Source organism: Goekera deserti (assembly GCF_010685995.1).
In the GTDB taxonomy this organism is placed as follows: Bacteria; Actinomycetota; Actinomycetes; order Mycobacteriales; family Geodermatophilaceae; genus Goekera; species Goekera deserti.
In genome coordinates this window covers 291,836-307,937 of sequence record NZ_JAAGWK010000005.1, presented here as the reverse complement: position 1 = coordinate 307,937, position 16,102 = coordinate 291,836, and the positions used below count along the sequence as shown (strand labels likewise).

The following is a 16,102-nucleotide window of genomic DNA, read 5'->3' as shown; positions in this document are numbered from 1 at the left end:
ACGAGGCCGGTGCGGCCGGCGGGAGGAGCGCGGGGTCACCGTCGCCGGGGGTTGCTTCCGGCAACCGGGCAGGCATGCTCGTCGGTGTCCGGCACCGAGCAGCGACGAGGAGGTCACCGTGGCGAGTGCGCAGCCCGCCCCCGAGGCGACCCGGCGGGAGCTGCTGCCCGGCGTCACCCGCCGCGCGGCCCTGCTCGTGGTCGCCGTGCTGCTGCTCCAGCTGGGGTTCGTGCTGAGCTACGTCGGCGCCTTCCACGACCCCGAGGCGCGCCGCATCCCGGTCGCGGTGGTGGCGGCCCCCGACGCCCCCGCGGGCACGGCGCAGTCGGTCGCCGGCCAGCTCGACGCCATCGACGGCGCCCCGCTGGACGCCCAGGCGGTCACCGACGAGGACGACGGCCGGCGGCTGCTGCGCGAGCGGCAGGTCGACGGCGTCTTCGTCCTGGGCCCGGGCGGCGCGGACCGGCTGCTGGTCTCCGGTGCCGAGGGCGGCGCGGTGAGCACGGCGCTGACCGAGGTGTTCGGCCGGGTCGAGGAGAGCCAGCAGCGCACGCTGACCACCGAGGACGTGCTGCCGGCCGGGCCGGGCGACGCCCGCGGCCTGAGCGCGTTCTACCTGGCCGTCGGCTGGGTGGTCGGCGGGAACCTGGTCGCCTCGATCATCAGCATCAGCGCCGGGTCGCGGCCGCTCACCCGGCAGCGCGGCGTCGTGCGGCTGGGTGCGCTGGCCGTGTACGCGGTGGCCTCCGGCCTGGGCGGGGTGCTCGTCGCCGGACCGCTGCTGGACGCGCTGGAGGGCCCCCTGCTGCCCCTGGCCGCCTTCGGTGCGCTGCTGGTGTTCTCAGTGGGTGCCTTCACCACCGCGCTGCAGGTCTGGACCGGGACGATCGGCATCGGCGTGGCCATCCTGCTGTTCGTCGTCCTGGGCAACCCGAGCGCGGGCGGTGCCTACCCGGCGCCGCTGCTGCCGCCGTTCTGGGCGGCCATCGGGCCGTGGCTCCCGCCGGGCGCCGGGACCAGCGGCGTGCGCGGCATCGCGTACTTCGACGGCGCCGGGGTCGGGCAGGCGGCGCTGGTGATCGTGGCCTACGCCGTCGTCGGGATCGTCGCCACCCTGCTGGGCTCCGGGCGGCACCGTGCCGCCGACGCCCCCGCCGAGCGGCTGGACCCGGTCCCCGCCTGAATCCCGGCGGGGCGTCAGCCGATCGGGAGGCCGGTGTAGTTCTCCGCCAGCTCGCGGGCCGCCGCCTCCGACGTGCACACCCGGCGCAGCTGGGACAGGGCCAGCTCGGCGTCGAAGTCGTCGCCGGACCGGTGCAGCATCGACGTCATCCACCAGCTGAAGTGGGTGCAGCGCCAGACCCGGGCCAGTGCGGTGTCGGAGTAGGCGTCGACCAGGTCGGTCTCCTTCTCCTGCAGCAGGCGCACCAGCGCCGTGGCGAGCACCGTGACGTCGGCGACGGCCAGGTTCAGGCCCTTGGCGCCGGTCGGCGGCACGATGTGCGCGGCGTCGCCGGCCAGGAACAGCCGGCCGCGGCGCATCGGCGCGGAGACGAACGAGCGCATCGGGGTGATGGACTTCTGCGAGATCGGGCCGGTCCGCAGCTCCCAGCCGGGGTGTGCCATCCGGGTGGCCAGCGCCTCCCAGATCCGGTCGTCGGACCAGTTGTCCACCGAGTCGTCGTTGTCGACCTGCACGTAGAGCCGGGACACCGACGGCGAGCGCATCGAGTGCATCGCGAAGCCGTCGGGGTGCCAGGCGTAGACCAGGTCGTCGGTCGAGGGCGCGACGTCGGCCAGGATGCCCAGCCAGGAGAACGGGTAGGTGCGCTCCCAGGTGCGCCCACCGGCCTGGGCGACGATGGGCCGGGAGACGCCGTGGAAGCCGTCGGTGCCGGCGATCACGTCGCACTCCAGCACGTGTGGCACGCCGTCGGAGTCGGTGAACCGGATGCGCGGGGAGTCGCCGTCGACGTCCTCGGGCTGCACGTCGGTGACCTCGAACAGCAGCGGCGGGCCCCCGTCGAGCTGGGCTGCGACCAGGTCCTTGACCACCTCGGTCTGCCCGTAGATCCACACCGTGCGACCGCACAGCGCGGGGAAGTCCAGGTGGTGCTTGGTGCCGGGGAACTGCAGGTGGATGCCGTGGTGCTCCATGCCCTCCCGGTGCAGCCGCTCGCCGAGACCCAGGTCGGTCAGGGTCTGTACCGAGTGCTGCTCCAGGATGCCGGCGCGCACCCGCGCCTCGACGTAGGACCGCGAGCGGTTCTCCAGCACCACGGAGTCGACCCCCTGGGCCGCGAGCATCCGGGACAGCAGCAGACCCGCCGGGCCGCCGCCGATGATCCCCACCTGAGTGCGCATGCCGCTGAGTGTGACGTCGGCAACCGTGTAGGGCGAGCCCCGCTCCCGTTCAGTGGAAGCCCGGGGTGCGGAGCACGGCCCGGCCGATGCCCCGGGCGGCGACCTCGAGCACCGGCACCAGCCGGGCGAGGTCCCGCCGCCGCACCGGGACGACGATGCCCAGTGCCGCGACCACCACCGGGCCGGCCGCGCGCTCCACCGTCACCGGGACGGCGACCGAGGCCGTGCCCAGGGACATCTCCTCGGCGGTGCGGCTGTGGCCGCGCCGGGCCACCTCGGCCAGCTGGTCCCGCAGCACCGCCGGGTCGACGACGGTGTGCACCGTGGCGCGCGTGGGCGCGGCCAGCGCCGCGTCGACGACGGCGTCCGGCGCCGCGGCCAGCAGCACCTTGCCCACCGCGACGGCGTGCAGCGGCAGCCGGCTGCCCACCTGGCTGACCACGGGCACCGACTCCCGGCCGGAGATGCGCTCGACGTACAGCGCGGTGAGCCCGTCCCGGACGGCGAGGTGGACGGTGTCCCGGGTGGCGGTGTGCACGTCGAGCAGGAAGGGCAGGGCGACCTGGCGCAGCTCCAGCTGCACCGGCGCGAGCAGGCCGAGGTCCCAGAGCTTGCGGCCCACCTCGTAGCGGCCGTCGGCGCGCCGGGACAGCGCCCCCCAGCTGGTCAGCTCGCCGACGAGCCGGTGCGCGGTGGCCAGCGGGGTGCCCGAGCGGTCGGCGAGCTCGGTGAGCGACAGCCGCGGGTGGGCGGTGTCGAAGGCGTCGAGCAGCCCCAGGGCGCGCGAGGTGACCGACCTGCCGAGCTGGGCGCCGCCGCCGGCCATGCGTCCGTCCTTCCGCTGGACGAGAGAGTCGTCTTGGTCACGGTAGGCGCCCGCCGTACGGTCGCGCCATGACGACGACCGACCGGGGCCGCGCGCTCCCCCGCCAGGAGGGCCCCGCACTGCCGCGGTACCTGCGCGAGCCGGCCGAGCGGCGCACGCCGCTGGCCTACCCGGGCTACCGCAGCACGGCACTGCGGGCGCCGCTGCGCACCCCGGTCGACCTGCCGCACCGGCTCACCGAGGTCACCGGCCCGCTGCTCGGCGAGGACCTGGTGACCCCGGCCGACGCCGACCTCACGCTGCGGATGGGCGGCGAGGCCCAGGGCCAGCGGATCATCGTCTTCGGCCGGGTGCTGGACAGCGACGGCCGCCCGGTCCCCGACGCGCTGGTGGAGGTCTGGCAGGCCAACGCCGCCGGGCGCTACCGGCACGTGGTCGACAACTGGCCGGCCCCGCTGGACCCGCACTTCGACGGCCTCGGCCGGGTGATGACCGACAGCCTGGGCCGCTACGAGTTCACCACCGTGAAGCCGGGCGCCTACCCCTGGGGCAACCACCACAACGCCTGGCGCCCGGCGCACATCCACTTCAGCCTGTTCGGCCGCGCCTTCCCCCAGCGCCTGGTCACCCAGATGTACTTCCCCGGCGACCCGCTGTTCGCCCAGGACCCGATCTTCACCTCGATCCCCGCGGCGGCCCGCGACCGGGCGATCGGCACCTTCGACCTGGACCGCACCCAGCCGGACTGGGCGCTGGCCTTCCGCTGGGACATCGTGCTGCGCGGTGCGGAGCAGACGCCCTTCGAGACCGAGGACGACGGGGACGTGGCATGAGCAGCGACTACGTCTCGCCCCAGGTCCGGGGCGCCGTCGAGGGCAACGACCGGCGGCCCGGCACGCCCCGGCGGGGCAGCGGCTTCCTGGACGAGCCGCTCCGGCTCGGGCTCACCCCGAGCGCGACCGTCGGCCCCTACCTGGCCATCGGCCTGACCTGGCCGGACGGCCCGTTCGCGGTCGCCGAGGGCACCGCGGGTGCGGTCTGGCTGCGCGGCCGGGTCACCGACGGCAACGGGGACCTGGTCCCGGACGCGATGATCGAGACCTGGCAGGTCGACCCGGACGGGCACGTCGACCACCCGGACGCGCCGCCCGGCCCCGGGCCGGTGCCCGGATTCCGGGGCTTCGGCCGGTCGTCGACCGCGGAGCCGGCCGGTGAGTACGGCATCCTCACCCTCAAGCCCGGCCGGGTGCCGGACGGCCAGGGCGGCCTGCAGGCCCCGCACGTCGACGTCTCCGTCTTCGCCCGGGGCCTGCTCGACCGGGTGGTCACCCGGATCTACTTCGGTGACGAGCCCGAGGCCAACGCCGAGGACGTCGTGCTGCGCTCGCTGCCCGAGGCCGACCGGCAGACGCTGATCGCGACGCCGACCCAGGACGGCTACCGGCTGGACATCGTGCTCCAGGGAGACCGCGAGACCGTCTTCTTCGCGGTGTGACCCCGGTGCCCGGCCGTCCCCACCTGACTTCTCCGGGCTCCAGTCCGGGGTCTCGCCCGTCCTCACCTGACTTTTTCGGGCTCAAGTGCGGAGTGCGGGCCGTTCCTCACCTGACTCCGCCGGGCTCGAATCCGGGGTGCGGCGGGGGCAGACGCGCTGCACGGCCGGGCTCGGGTGGGACGAGGGGCAGCGGAGTGGGCAGGATGGGCGCGTGATCAGGCTCTTCGACGGCACGTTCGCCCGCGGCGGTGCGGCTGCGGCCGTGTCCGACACCGCCTGGTTGCACGCGCTGCTGGAGGTCGAGGCGGCGCTGGCCCGGGCCGCGGCGCGCACCGGCCTGGTGCCGGCCACGGCGGCGGAGGCCGTCGCCGAGGCCTGCGCCGCCCCGGAGCGGCTCGACCTGGCCACCCTGGCCGAGCGGTCGGCGGACGCCGGCAACCCGGTGCCCCCGCTGGTGCGGCTGCTGACCCAGGCGGTGGGCCCGCAGGCCGCCGTCGCGGTGCACGTGGGCGCCACCAGCCAGGACGTCGTGGACACCGCGCTGGTGCTGCTGGCCCGCCGCGCCGTGGCCGCCATCGAGGCCGACCTCGCCGCCGCCGCGGACGCCGCCGCCCGGCTGGCCGCCGAGCACCGGGACGACGTCGTCATGGGCCGCACGCTGATGCAGCAGGCGCTGCCCACCACGGCCGGGCTCAAGGCGGCCGGCTGGCTGGCCGGCCTGGACGGCGCGCGCGACCGGTTGCGGGCCGTCGTCGCCGGCCTGCCGGTGCAGTACGGGGGAGCGGTGGGCACGCTCGCGGCCAGCCGCGGCTCGGGGGTCGACCTGCGCGCGGCGCTGGCCGCGGAGCTCGGGCTGACCACCACGCCGGTGCCGTGGGCCACGGTCCGGTTGCCGGTCGCCGACCTGGCCGGCGCCCTGGGTGCCGCGGCGGGCGTGCTGGCCACCGTCGCGCTGGACGTCGTGCTGCTCGCCCAGAGCGAGGTCGCCGAGGCCGCGGAGAGCGGTGAGCAGCGCGGCGGGTCCTCGGCGATGCCGCACAAGCGCAACCCGGTGGCCGCCATCTCGGCGCGGGCCTGTGCCCGGCGGGCGCCCGGCCTGGTGGCCACCCTGCTGGCCGCGATGGAGCAGGAGCACGAGCGCGCGGCCGGTGCCTGGCACAGCGAGTGGCCCACCCTGGGTGACCTGCTGACCAGCGTCGGCTCCGCGGCGGCCTGGCTGGCCGACAGCCTGGGCGGGCTGCGGTTCGACGTGGACCGGATGGCCGCCACCGTCGCCGCCGCCGGCGACCCGCAGCTGGCCGGCGCGCTGGCCGATGCGCTGACGCCGTCGCTGGGTCGTGCCGCCGCGCACGACGCGGCGGCCGCCGCCGTGCGGGAGGCGTCCGTCACCGGGTTGCCGCTGACCGACGTGGTGCTGGCCCGCGGCGACGTGGACGGCGCCGCGCTGGTCGCCGACAGCACGCCGGACGTCGGCGAGGCCGCGGCCCAGGTCGACGCCGTGCTGGCCCGGCACGTGGTGCGCGCGCAGAGCGCGGCCGGCCCGTACCCGTCCGAGAACACCCCGGCAGAGACGAGGACCGAGTGACCGCCGTCGAGGTGCACGCGACCGTGGAGGGCCCGGCGGGCGCGCCCGCCGTGCTGCTGTCGAACTCGCTGGGCTCCACCCTGGAGATGTGGGACCCCCAGGTGCCGGTGCTCGCCGAGCACCTGCAGGTGGTGCGCTACGACACCCGGGGCCACGGCCGGTCCCCGGTCGGGGACGGCCCGGGCACCGGCGGGGCCACCGTCGACGACCTCGTCGACGACGTCGTGGCCCTGCTGGACCGGCTCAACCTGGGCCGCGTGCACGTGGCCGGGTTGTCGATCGGCGGCATGACGGCGCTGCGGCTGGCGGCGCGCGAGCCGGAGCGGGTCGACCGGCTGGCGGTGCTGTGCAGCTCGGCGTACCCCGGCAACCGGGAGGGCTGGCTGGAGCGGGCCGCCACCGTCCGGTCCGCCGGCACCGGCTCGCTGGCCGAGACGGTGGTCGGCCGGTGGCTGACGCCGGCCTACGCGGCCGCCCACCCGGAGCTGGTGGACCGGCTGCGGGCCATGGTCGCCGGCACCTCCGACGAGGGCTACGCCGCCTGCTGCGCGGCCATCGCCGACCTGGACCTGCGCCCGGACCTGCCCCGGATCACCGCGCCCACCCTGGTGGTGTCCGGCGCGGACGACCCGGCGCTGCCGCCGGAGCACCAGGAGGCCATCGCCGGGCCGATACCGGGCGCCGAGCTGCTCACCCTGTCGCCCGCGGCGCACCTGGCCAACCTGGAGCAGGACCGACGGGTGAGCGACGCGCTGCTCGCCCACTTCACCGGAGGACCCCGATGACCGACCCCGAGAACCCGCCCACCACCGACGACGAGCGGCGCGCGGCCGGCATGCGCACCCGGCGCGAGGTGCTGGGCGACGAGCACGTCGACCGCGCCGTCGCCGGCGTCACGCCGCTGACCGCGGACTTCCAGGACTTCATCACCCGGGTGGCCTGGGGCGACGTGTGGCAGCGGCCGGGGCTGGACCTGCGCGAGCGCAGCATGCTGACCCTGGCCATCACCGCGTCGCTGCGGCACTGGGACGAGTTCGCGCTGCACGTGAAGGCGGCCGTGCACAACGGCCTCACGGACGCCGAGATCGCCGAGGTGTGCCTGCACACCGCCGTCTACGCGGGCGTCCCGGCGGCCAACCACGCCCTCGCGGTGGCCAAGCCGCTGCTCGCGGAGCTGCGGGGCTGAGCCCGGCCCGGCTGCCGGGCAGCCGGGCCCGTCCCGCTAGCCGGCCGGGATCTCGACCGGGAACTGGACGGTCGCGCCGCCGAAGTCGAGCACGCCGCCGTCCACGTAGGTGCCGACGCCGCCGAACACCAGCGTGCCGGTGGTGAAGTCGGCCGGGACGTCGAAGCCGGTGGCGATGAACAGCGGGTCCGCGGCGAGGTCCTGGGAGCCCACGACGGTGCCGTCGGGCAGCACCAGCGACCACAGCGAGGACGGCGAGCGGCCACTGGTCGACCCGGGCAGCCCGGTGGTGCCCTCCTCGTCCAGCATCAGGAACGCCCGGTCCGGGGCCGAGGGGTAGACGGTGACGCCGGTCCCGGGGAACCACTGCAGGCGCACCTCGTTGACGGTGACCGACAGCGTCACCGGCGTGGGCACCGGCAGGCCGGGGGAGGTGCCGTTGCCCGACAGCGACTGGTTGGCGTCGACCAGCTGGCTCACGTTCGTGCGGGTCAGCACCACGATGTTGCCCGCCCCGGGGGCGCCGTCCAGCAGCGACAGCGTCTGGGTGAACGCGCCGTCCACGACGACCAGGTCGGCCAGCGTGACGTCGGCCGGCGCGCTGACCACCGCCTCGACCGTGGCTCCCGGCGTGACCAGGGCCGGGTCGACGGGCACGGTGTCGGCCTCGCCGACCCGGTAGCCCAGCGACGGCGGGACGTCGGAGACGCCGGCGCCGCCCTCCACGGTGTAGCGGACGGCCAGGAACACCTCGCCGTCGGCCGGGCGGCGGGCGTCGTCGCCGTTGCCGACCCGGTCGGGGCGGGCGAGGCCGGTGACGGTGATCGCCGCGGCCGGGCCGACGAGCGTCGCGGGTCCGGTGGGCTCGGTGAAGTCGAGGTCCTCGAAGGGGCCGGCGAGCACCGCGCCCGGGTCGGCCGCGGGTGCGGTGGGCACCTCCAGGCCGCCGGCGCCGTCCGGCGGGGTGCGCCCGTCGGGCCGGGTGAGCAGCTCGCTGTTCGGCAGCGCCGACGGGTCGGGGCTCTCCGGCTCGTCGCTGACGGTCAGCCGGGCGTCGCCGCTGCCGTCGTCGGCGGTGAGACCGAAGCGCAGGTAGGCCTGCTCGGGGTCGCCGTCCACGAAGAGCACCGGCCCGCACACGGCCGAGTCCCGCACGTCGGAGCCGTCGCCGGTCTCCTCGAACCAGCAGGCCGAGGAGTCGTTGGTGACGCCGTTGCGCTCCTCGGCGTAGGCGGTCAGTGCCTGCTCGGCGTCGGAGAGCACGGACTCGGGCTGGGCGATGGTGCGCCCGTCCCACGTCGGGGAGTCCGGGCGCAGCAGCAGGAACAGCCCGCCGGCCACCAGTGCGAGCACCACCACCGCGGCGAGTCCGATGAGCAGCGGGCGCTTCGAGCGCCGGGGGGTGGCGATCGGCGGCACCCAGGCGGTCGCCGACAGGCCCGGCGCCGCCTGCTGCACGCGGGTCTGCTGCTGGTCGTCGGCCGGCCAGCCGGCCGGCGCACCGGGCTGTCCCCACGACTGCGGGCCGCCGGCCGGCTGCCCCCACGCCGGCGGGGCGCCCGGGGCCTGCCCCCATGCCGGCGGGGCGCCAGCCGGCTGCTCCCAGGCCGGCGGGGCGCCGGCCTGCTGGCCCCAGCCGCCGGCGGGGGCGGCCTGACCCCAGCCCTGCCCGGGCTGCTGGGTCGGGGCCGCGGCCCCCCAGCCGGACGGCGGACCGGCGGGCTGGCCCCACTCCGGCTGACCCTCGGCCTGCCCGCCCCGGCCGGGACCGGGTGCGGGCTGCTGCACGGTGCGGTCCCACGAGGGCGGGGCCGGGGTGGCGGGCTGCCACGGGTCGGGGTCCCCGGCCGGCTGCTGCCACGCCGGCTGCTGGCCCGGGGCCTGCTGCCCGGTCCAGGGGCCCGGCTGCCCGCCGGGAGGCTGCTGGCCGTACGCCTGACCGCCGGACGGCTGCCCGCCCTGGGGGTGACTGCCGTGCGGGAGCTGGGTGCGTCCGGCCGCCGGAGGCGGCGGTGGGGGCGCCAGCCGCCGGATGTCGGCCACCGCGTCCGGGCCGGCGGGGTCGGCCGGCGCGGGCGCAGCCGGCCCACCGTCCGGCCGGTGCTCGTCGGCACCCTGTCCCCCCGGGACCTGGTCCTGCCTCGGTCGTTCTCCGCCGTGCTCGGACACGCTTCCTCCGGGAGCTGCTGCGCCCGGCCGGTCCACGATCCGCCAGCCGGCCAGTCCGCCGACGCTAACCGACCCGGACAGCGCCCTCCAAGCTGCCGCGGCACCTGCGTGGCAGGTCTCCTCCGTAGGGGTGGCGCCGCGCGGGCCGCTCAGTCGGCGGCGTGCCCGTCGGTGCGCAGGGCGACCGGCCGCCGGGCGCCGGCGGCAGTCTCGGCGGCGGCGTCCTCGGGGGCTCCGGACAGAGGACCAGTGTCCGGCTCGTCGTCCGGGTCGGCCTCGGACTCGGGGTCCTGGTCGGCGGGGGCGAGCACCGCACCCGGCAGCCGGACGGTGAACGTGGTGCACCCCGGCACGCTCTGCACCTGCACGGTGCCGCCGTGCGCGGCCACCACCGCGTGCACGATGGCCAGGCCGAGGCCGGTGCTGCCGGCCTCCCGGCCGCGGGACGAGTCGCCCCGGGCGAACCGCTCGAACACGTGCCCGACCAGCTCGGGCGGGATGCCGGGGCCGTCGTCGACGACCTGCAGCACCGCCCAGTCGCCCTCGGTCCGCAGCCGCACGGTCGCGGTGGTGCCCGCGGGGGTGTGCGTGCGGGTGTTGGCCAGCAGGTTGGCCAGCACCTGGTGCAGCCGAGGCTCGTCGCCGGGCACCAGCACGCCGGCGTCGGGCAGGTCGAGGCGCCAGTGGTGGCCGGGCCCGGCGGCGTGCGCGTCACTGACGGTGTCCACCGCCAGGGCGGAGAGGTCGACCTCGCCGGCGGTGATCTCCCGGCCGGCGTCGAGCCGGGCGAGCAGCAGCAGGTCGTCGACCAGCACCGACATGCGCACCGCCTCGGACTCCACCCGGCGCAGCGCGTGACCGACGTCCGGGGGCACCTCGGTGCCGCTGCGCCGCACCAGCTCGGAGTAGCCGCGGATCGAGGCCAGCGGGGTGCGCAGCTCGTGGCTGGCGTCGGCGACGAACTGGCGCACCTGGGTCTCCGAGGCCTGCCGGGCGGCCAGCGACGTCTCGACGTGGTCCAGCAGCCGGTTCAGGGCCGCGCCCACCTGGCCGACCTCGGTGTGCGTGTCGGTGTCGGCGGGCGGCACCCGCTCCACGAGGCGCACCTCACCGCTGGACAGCGGGAGCTCCGCGACGCGGGTGGCGGTGGTGGCCACCCGGTGCAGCGGGCGCAGCGTGCGACGGATGACCAGGTAGGCGGTGAGCATGGCGCCCACCAGGGCCACGGTGCCGATGGCGATCTCGACGGCGACCAGGTTGCCGACCGCCTGCTCGGTGCGTCCCAGGGGCAGCCCCAGGACGTCGACCGTGCCGGGGGCGGTGGTGCTGCTGCGGGCCACGACCCGGTAGCTGCCCAGCTCGCCGCCGAGGTCCACGGTCTGCGGGCCCTCGTCCGGCGCCAGCCCGGCCACGAGTGCCTTCTGGGCGGTGGTGAGCTCGACGTCGGTGCCGCGGTCGCCGATGACGCCGGCCTGCGTGCAGACGCCCTGGACGACGCGGGCGCCCAGGGTCTGCGCGTCCTGACCGCGCACCCCGAGGAACTCCGGGCCGGGGTACCCGTCGCCATCGCCATCGCCGCCGTCGTCGCGGCCGCCGGGCGACGCCATGGGGGGTGGGTCGCGGTCGTCGACCATGGCGGCCCGGCTGACGGCGTCGGCGAGCCGGCTGTCCACCTGGGACCGGAGCTCGCGCTGCACCGCCGTCGTCGCCACGAGGGCGACGAGGGCGAGGGCGACGACCAGCGGGACGAAGAACGCGAGGAGCAGCCGCGCCCGCAGCGACAGGCGTCGCTGCGTCGAGGGGGGCGCGGACCGCTCCGCCATCAGACGGCTGGCTTGATCACGTAACCCGCGCCCCGCAGGGTGTGGATCATCGGGCTGCGGCCGGCGTCGATCTTGCGGCGCAGGTAGGAGATGTAGAGCTCGACGATGTTGCCCTGGCCGCCGAAGTCGTACTGCCACACCCGGTCCAGGATCTGCGCCTTCGACAGCACCCGCTTCGGGTTGCGCATCAGGTAGCGGAGCAGCTCGAACTCGGTGGCGGTGAGCCGGATGTCGGTGCCGCCGCGGGTCACCTCGTGGCTCTCCTCGTCCAGGGTCAGGTCGCCCACCACGAGCAACCCGTCGTCGGACACGGTACGGCTGGTGCGGCGCAGCAGTCCACGGAGACGTGCCGCGACCTCCTCCAGGCTGAACGGCTTGGTCACGTAGTCGTCGCCGCCGGCGGTGAGCCCGGCGATGCGGTCCTCCACGGCGTCCCGGGCGGTCAGGAAGACCACCGGCACCAGCGGCTGGTCCGCGCGCAGCCGGCGCAGCACCTCCAGGCCGTCCATGTCGGGCAGCATCACGTCCAGGACGACGGCGTCCGGGCGGAACTCGCGTGCCTGGGTGACGGCGGCGGCGCCGCTGACCGCGGTGCGCACCTCCCAGCCCTCGTACCGCAGCGCCATCGACAGCAGCTCGCACAGCGACTGCTCGTCGTCGACGACCAGCACCCGGAGGGCGGAGCCGTCCGGCCGGGTGAGCTGGGCGCGGGCGGTGCTCGCGGGGGACTGGGACACGGGCGCTGCGGTCGTCGTCATGGGCACACTGTGCGAGCCGACCCTGCCCGTTCCCTGTGTGCGCGCCAGGAAGTGGCTGGAGGTGCCCGGTGCGGGCCTCAGTGCCGCTCCACGTCCAGGTCCAGGGCTCGCGCCGGGCAGGCGGCGACGGCGCGCCGGGCGCTGCGGTGCAGCCCGGCCGGGAGGTCGCCGGGTGCCAGCAGGGGGAACCCCCACTCGTCCAGGGTGATCCGCTCGGGCAGCAGCTCGGCGCACACCCCGTGACCCCGGCAGCCGATCGGGTCCAGGACCAGGCGCTCGGCCCGGCTCACGCCCCGCTCCCCAGCGGCAGGAACGGGGCGGTGCCCGGGCGGGCGCGGCAGCAGCCGGACGCGTGCACCGCCAGCTCGGGCTCGAAGACCCGCAGCGCGCTGGCGACCAGGCGCACGCTGCCGTCGGGGTGCGAGCACGCCCCGCGGCCCACGACGAGGCCGCACCAGCGGCCCAGGTCGGCCAGCAGTCCCGGGTGCGGCGGGCCGGGCCGGGCCAGCGCCTGCAGCGCCGCGGCGATCCGGGGCAGCCCGTTCAGGCAGGGCCCGCAACGGCCTGCCGACTGCTCGGCCAGGTGGCCGACGACCCGGGCGGTCTCGACGAGGCCGCAGCGGTCCTCGGGCAGCGCGGCCAGCACCCCGGCGCCCAGCGCGGCGCCCACGCCGGCCAGCTCCGCCGGCTCCAGCGTCACCCCGGCGGCGGTCCCGACGGTCAGCCAGCTGCCGTGGTACCCGCCCACCAGCACGGCCTGCACGCCGGTGGCGAGCGGGAGCACCGCGTCCAGCCGGGCGGTGAGCGGGACGTCGGCGACGTCGACGGGCAGCCCGGCGGCGTGCCGGGTGACCAGAACGCCCGCCGCGGCCCGCCGGTCGCCCCGGGCCAGCAGCGCCAGCCGGGCCAGCGTCTCGACGTTCTGCACCAGGGAGGGCCGCCCGGCCACTCCGCGTTCCCGCACCGGGGGGCGCTTGCTGCGGGGCAGCGGCGGGCCGCCGTCCACGACCGACACCAGCGCGGACTCCTCACCGGCCAGGAACCGGTCGGGCACGGCGACCAGCCGCACGGGCACCGGGTCGGCCCGCTCCGCGAGGTGCCGCTCCAGCACCGCCACGACCGGCCCGGGGACGGCGAGCACGGCGTCGTCGGCGCCGGTCGCCGCAGCGACCAGCTGCAGCCCGTCGAGCACGAGGTGCGGTGCCCGGGCGAGCAGCACGGCGTCCTTGTGCGCGGCGGGCTCGCCCTCCGCCCCGTTGCCGACGACGACCGCCCGGCGCCGGCCGGCGTGCGCCGCACCGGCCACCGCGCGGAGCTTGACCGCGACCGGGAAGCCCGCGCCGCCGCGGCCGGTCAGGCCGTGCGCGGCCGCCAGGTCGGCGACCGCGTCCGGTGCTGGCGGCCGCAGCGGTCCGTGCACCGCGAGGTGGGTGGCGAGGGTCGGGTCGCCGGCGGCAAGCAAACCGGGGGAGAGCACAGCGGTCACCGTTCAGCCGTTCCGGAAGGTGCCGACGGGTGTGCCGCCGGCGACGGGGGACGAGGCGGCCAGCGCGGCGCGTGCCCGCTCGGCGGCGGGCAGCGTCCGCAGTCGGGAGCCCAGCGCGACGGCGGAGGCTGCCAGCACGGCCACTGCGCACCCGACCGCCGGGACGAGGGCCCAGCCGGACCCCAGGTCGGTGCCGGTGCCCAGGCCGTGCAGGAAGGCGATCGGCCAGAGCAGGTACGACGTCAGGTGCACGGCCCGCCACAGCCCGGCGGGCAGCCTGCCGCGCAGCAGGCTGGTGCCCACCACGAGCAGCACGAGGTCCAGGGCGATCGTGCCCAGGCCCACCCAGGGCGTGCGGTAGCCGCTGATGTACGGCACCACGGCGTCGACCGGGCCGACGTCCACGTAGCCGTCGACCACCGCGGTGACCACGTGCACGGCCAGCAGCACCGCGGAGAGCAGCGCGACGGAACGGTGCAGGCCGACGACGCCGAACCGGGGCAGGCCGGGCAGCCGGGCCTGCCGCTGCACCGCGACACCCAGCACGATCGTGAGCGTCATCGTCAGCAGCAGGACCAGCCCGGTCGACCGGTTCAGGTACCAGAGCAGGCTGCTGTCGCTCATGCGGCCGACTCCGCGGGCCAGCCGCCGACGGTGAGCACCGCGCCGTCCTCGGTGACCAGCCGGGCCGGTACCCGGACCGCCCGCAGCCACGGCCAGGCCCCGTCGCCGCGCACCACGGTCGCGGTGCTCACGGTGTTGGCGTCCACGCAGCTGCCGGCCGCCACCGAGACGGTGCGCCAGACGGGCCGGGCGGGCAGGCCGGTGCGCGGGTCGAGCAGGTGGTGCAGGTGCAGTCCGGCCTGCTGCCAGCGCCGGGCACGGGTGCCGGAGGTGGCCAGGCCACCGGAGCGCACGGTCACCACGGCGCACGGGCCGGTCGGGCGGCGGTCCAGTGGGGCGGTCACGTCCTCGACTCGCACCCGCCAGCCCCCGGCCGGGGCGGGGCCTGCCACGGCGACGTCCCCGCCGATGGCGACGAGCACGCCGCTGCCGGTCGCCGCGGTGATCTCCGCCGCGGCCCGGTCGGCGGTCCACGCCTTCGCGGTGGCCCCCAGGTCGAGCAGCACCCCCGCGGGCACCCGCACCCGGCCGGCCGCCCGGTCCAGCTCGACGGTGTGCCAGCCGGGCGCCGGCACCACCGCGGGCTCGGCGCGGGCGCCGGTCCCGAGCGGGTCACCGTCGTGGGCGAGGGACACCAGGGCCCCGCCCACGGTCGGGTCGACGTCCCCGTCGGTGAGCTCGGCGGCGCGGAGTGCGACCGCGAGGGCCTCGGCCAGCAACGGGCTGACCGGGGTCCACCCACCACCGGCGCGACCGAGCAGGGACAGCTCCGAGTCGGCCCGGAACCGGCTGCAGGCCCGGTCGACCGCGGCCATCCGGCGGGTCAGCAGCGCCCGGCCCGGCGCGAGGGCCGCCGGGTCGGTGACGACCAGGCGCACCCGGCAGGTCCAGGCCGACCACTCGGCGGCGGCGGTCACGAGGCGCCGCTGGAGGCGTCCGCGTGGTGGCCGGTGGACGCCCCGGGCGCGTCCCCGGCCGCGATCCCGCCCGCCTGCGTGCTGCCGTCGGCCGGGTCGGTGCCCGTCGTCGCGGCCTCGGTGTCCGACGCGACGGCCACGGTGAGCGCGCCGGTGCCCACCACCACCGCGGCGGCCAGTGACGCGGTGAGGACCCGCAGCCGGCGCAGGCCTCGCTCGCGCGCGGCCACGGCCTCGGTCCGGCCTGCGGCGTCCGGGTGCTGCACGTGCGGCGAGTCCGTCATCGCGGCTTCTCCCCTGGTCGACGGCGTCGGTCACCGAGGACGATGGGTGCGGCGGTACGGCGTGGCCTGGGGCTCGCCTGTGGCCAGGGTGTGAGGGTGCCGGTGGACGACGCTGGCGGGTCGGCACTGCGGGGTGGGCTCGCGGCCGGTCGTGCGTGGAGGGGTGGCCAGGGGCGGGGTCGAACCGCCGACCTCTCGCTTTTCAGGCGAGCGCTCGTACCGACTGAGCTACCTGGCCCAGCACCGGGGCCAGCGTCGTGCGCTGGCGCCTGCTGGCGACCCTGACGGGACTCGAACCCGCGACCTCCGCCGTGACAGGGCGGCGCGCTAACCAACTGCGCTACAGGGCCTTGATGTGGTGCTGTGCAGTGCTGAGGAGCTGTGCGATCGTGCCGTACTGCGTGCCCCCAACGGGGTTCGAACCCGTGCTACCGCCTTGAAAGGGCGGCGTCCTGGACCGCTAGACGATGGGGGCTCGTGGTCGCTGGAGGCAGTGAGAACCATACATGGCCCCTCCGGTCCCCGTGACCACCCCCCTGGGAGTGTCCGCCGTGTCCGCGGTGTCGGCCGGCGGACACGAGCTCG

General features: G+C 76.8%; 16 protein-coding genes and 3 tRNA genes. 6 read left to right on the top strand and 13 right to left on the bottom strand.

All coding sequences use genetic code 11. The features are described 5' to 3' along the window. Nucleotides 1-118 precede the first annotated feature (118 nt). Entirely contained in the window at nucleotides 119-1,183 is a 1,065-nt protein-coding gene (locus G1H19_RS03020) for an ABC-2 transporter permease (RefSeq protein ID WP_162393160.1), read from the top strand. A 14-nt stretch (nucleotides 1,184-1,197) separates the two neighbouring features. On the opposite strand, the gene G1H19_RS03015 is transcribed toward G1H19_RS03020, so the two are convergent. Both G1H19_RS03015 and G1H19_RS03010 read right to left on the bottom strand, forming a co-directional pair. Then, entirely contained in the window at nucleotides 1,198-2,364 is a 1,167-nt protein-coding gene (locus G1H19_RS03015) for a 4-hydroxybenzoate 3-monooxygenase (RefSeq protein WP_152730195.1), read from the bottom strand. A gap of 49 nt (nucleotides 2,365-2,413) precedes the next feature. After that, complete coding sequence (locus tag G1H19_RS03010) at nucleotides 2,414-3,190, bottom strand: IclR family transcriptional regulator (protein WP_152730194.1); 777 nt, start codon at nucleotides 3,188-3,190, stop codon at nucleotides 2,414-2,416. Between the two features lie 68 nt (nucleotides 3,191-3,258). Here G1H19_RS03010 and pcaH point away from each other — a divergent pair, with 68 nt between their 5' ends. From pcaH to pcaC, 5 genes are all read left to right on the top strand, one after another. Further along, complete coding sequence (gene pcaH, locus G1H19_RS03005) at nucleotides 3,259-4,023, top strand: protocatechuate 3,4-dioxygenase subunit beta (protein ID WP_152730193.1); 765 nt, start codon at nucleotides 3,259-3,261, stop codon at nucleotides 4,021-4,023. Continuing rightward, nucleotides 4,020-4,685, top strand: a complete 666-nt coding sequence (gene pcaG, locus G1H19_RS03000; protein ID WP_152730192.1) for a protocatechuate 3,4-dioxygenase subunit alpha — start codon at nucleotides 4,020-4,022, stop codon at nucleotides 4,683-4,685. The genes pcaH and pcaG overlap by 4 nt, the downstream gene beginning before the upstream one ends. A gap of 211 nt (nucleotides 4,686-4,896) precedes the next feature. Next, the gene (gene pcaB, locus G1H19_RS02995; protein WP_235928176.1) at nucleotides 4,897-6,270 is read left to right on the top strand and encodes a 3-carboxy-cis,cis-muconate cycloisomerase; all 1,374 of its coding nucleotides are present in this window, start codon (nucleotides 4,897-4,899) and stop codon (nucleotides 6,268-6,270) included. Next, nucleotides 6,267-7,055 carry a 3-oxoadipate enol-lactonase gene (gene pcaD, locus G1H19_RS23795; RefSeq protein ID WP_174277978.1) on the top strand — a complete coding sequence of 263 codons (789 nt, stop codon included), beginning with the start codon at nucleotides 6,267-6,269 and terminating at the stop codon, nucleotides 7,053-7,055. The genes pcaB and pcaD overlap by 4 nt, the downstream gene beginning before the upstream one ends. Then, nucleotides 7,052-7,456, top strand: a complete 405-nt coding sequence (gene pcaC / locus G1H19_RS02985) for a 4-carboxymuconolactone decarboxylase (protein ID WP_152730191.1) — start codon at nucleotides 7,052-7,054, stop codon at nucleotides 7,454-7,456. Before pcaD ends, pcaC begins: the two co-directional genes overlap by 4 nt. A 36-nt stretch (nucleotides 7,457-7,492) precedes the next feature. On the opposite strand, the gene G1H19_RS23790 is transcribed toward pcaC, so the two are convergent. From G1H19_RS23790 to G1H19_RS02930, 11 genes are all read right to left on the bottom strand, one after another. Continuing rightward, nucleotides 7,493-9,244 carry a hypothetical protein gene (locus G1H19_RS23790; RefSeq protein WP_152730190.1) on the bottom strand — a complete coding sequence of 584 codons (1,752 nt, stop codon included), beginning with the start codon at nucleotides 9,242-9,244 and terminating at the stop codon, nucleotides 7,493-7,495. A gap of 530 nt (nucleotides 9,245-9,774) precedes the next feature. Beyond that, nucleotides 9,775-11,448: a sensor histidine kinase gene (locus G1H19_RS02975; protein WP_152730189.1), complete on the bottom strand. Its 1,674-nt coding sequence runs from the start codon at nucleotides 11,446-11,448 to the stop codon at nucleotides 9,775-9,777. Beyond that, on the bottom strand, nucleotides 11,448-12,206 hold the full coding sequence (locus G1H19_RS02970) for a response regulator transcription factor (RefSeq protein WP_152730188.1): 759 nt from the start codon (nucleotides 12,204-12,206) through the stop codon (nucleotides 11,448-11,450). The genes G1H19_RS02975 and G1H19_RS02970 overlap by 1 nt, the downstream gene beginning before the upstream one ends. A 77-nt stretch (nucleotides 12,207-12,283) precedes the next feature. Continuing rightward, entirely contained in the window at nucleotides 12,284-12,496 is a 213-nt protein-coding gene (locus tag G1H19_RS02965) for a ferredoxin (protein WP_162393159.1), read from the bottom strand. Then, on the bottom strand, nucleotides 12,493-13,683 hold the full coding sequence (locus tag G1H19_RS02960; RefSeq protein WP_202925939.1) for an NADH-ubiquinone oxidoreductase-F iron-sulfur binding region domain-containing protein: 1,191 nt from the start codon (nucleotides 13,681-13,683) through the stop codon (nucleotides 12,493-12,495). The genes G1H19_RS02965 and G1H19_RS02960 overlap by 4 nt, the downstream gene beginning before the upstream one ends. Nucleotides 13,684-13,695: 12 nt before the next feature. Continuing rightward, nucleotides 13,696-14,316 carry a ferric reductase-like transmembrane domain-containing protein gene (locus G1H19_RS02955; protein WP_152730187.1) on the bottom strand — a complete coding sequence of 207 codons (621 nt, stop codon included), beginning with the start codon at nucleotides 14,314-14,316 and terminating at the stop codon, nucleotides 13,696-13,698. Further along, the gene (locus G1H19_RS02950; RefSeq protein WP_162393157.1) at nucleotides 14,313-15,233 is read right to left on the bottom strand and encodes an FAD:protein FMN transferase; all 921 of its coding nucleotides are present in this window, start codon (nucleotides 15,231-15,233) and stop codon (nucleotides 14,313-14,315) included. The genes G1H19_RS02955 and G1H19_RS02950 overlap by 4 nt, the downstream gene beginning before the upstream one ends. Further along, entirely contained in the window at nucleotides 15,230-15,517 is a 288-nt protein-coding gene (locus G1H19_RS02945) for a hypothetical protein (protein ID WP_152730186.1), read from the bottom strand. Before G1H19_RS02945 ends, G1H19_RS02950 begins: the two co-directional genes overlap by 4 nt. A gap of 164 nt (nucleotides 15,518-15,681) precedes the next feature. Further along, nucleotides 15,682-15,755: transfer RNA gene (locus G1H19_RS02940), tRNA-Phe, on the bottom strand. 35 nt (nucleotides 15,756-15,790) lie between these two features. Further along, nucleotides 15,791-15,867 (bottom strand) — tRNA-Asp (locus G1H19_RS02935). A 52-nt stretch (nucleotides 15,868-15,919) separates the two neighbouring features. Next, nucleotides 15,920-15,992, bottom strand: a tRNA-Glu gene (locus tag G1H19_RS02930). Nucleotides 15,993-16,102 lie beyond the last annotated feature (110 nt).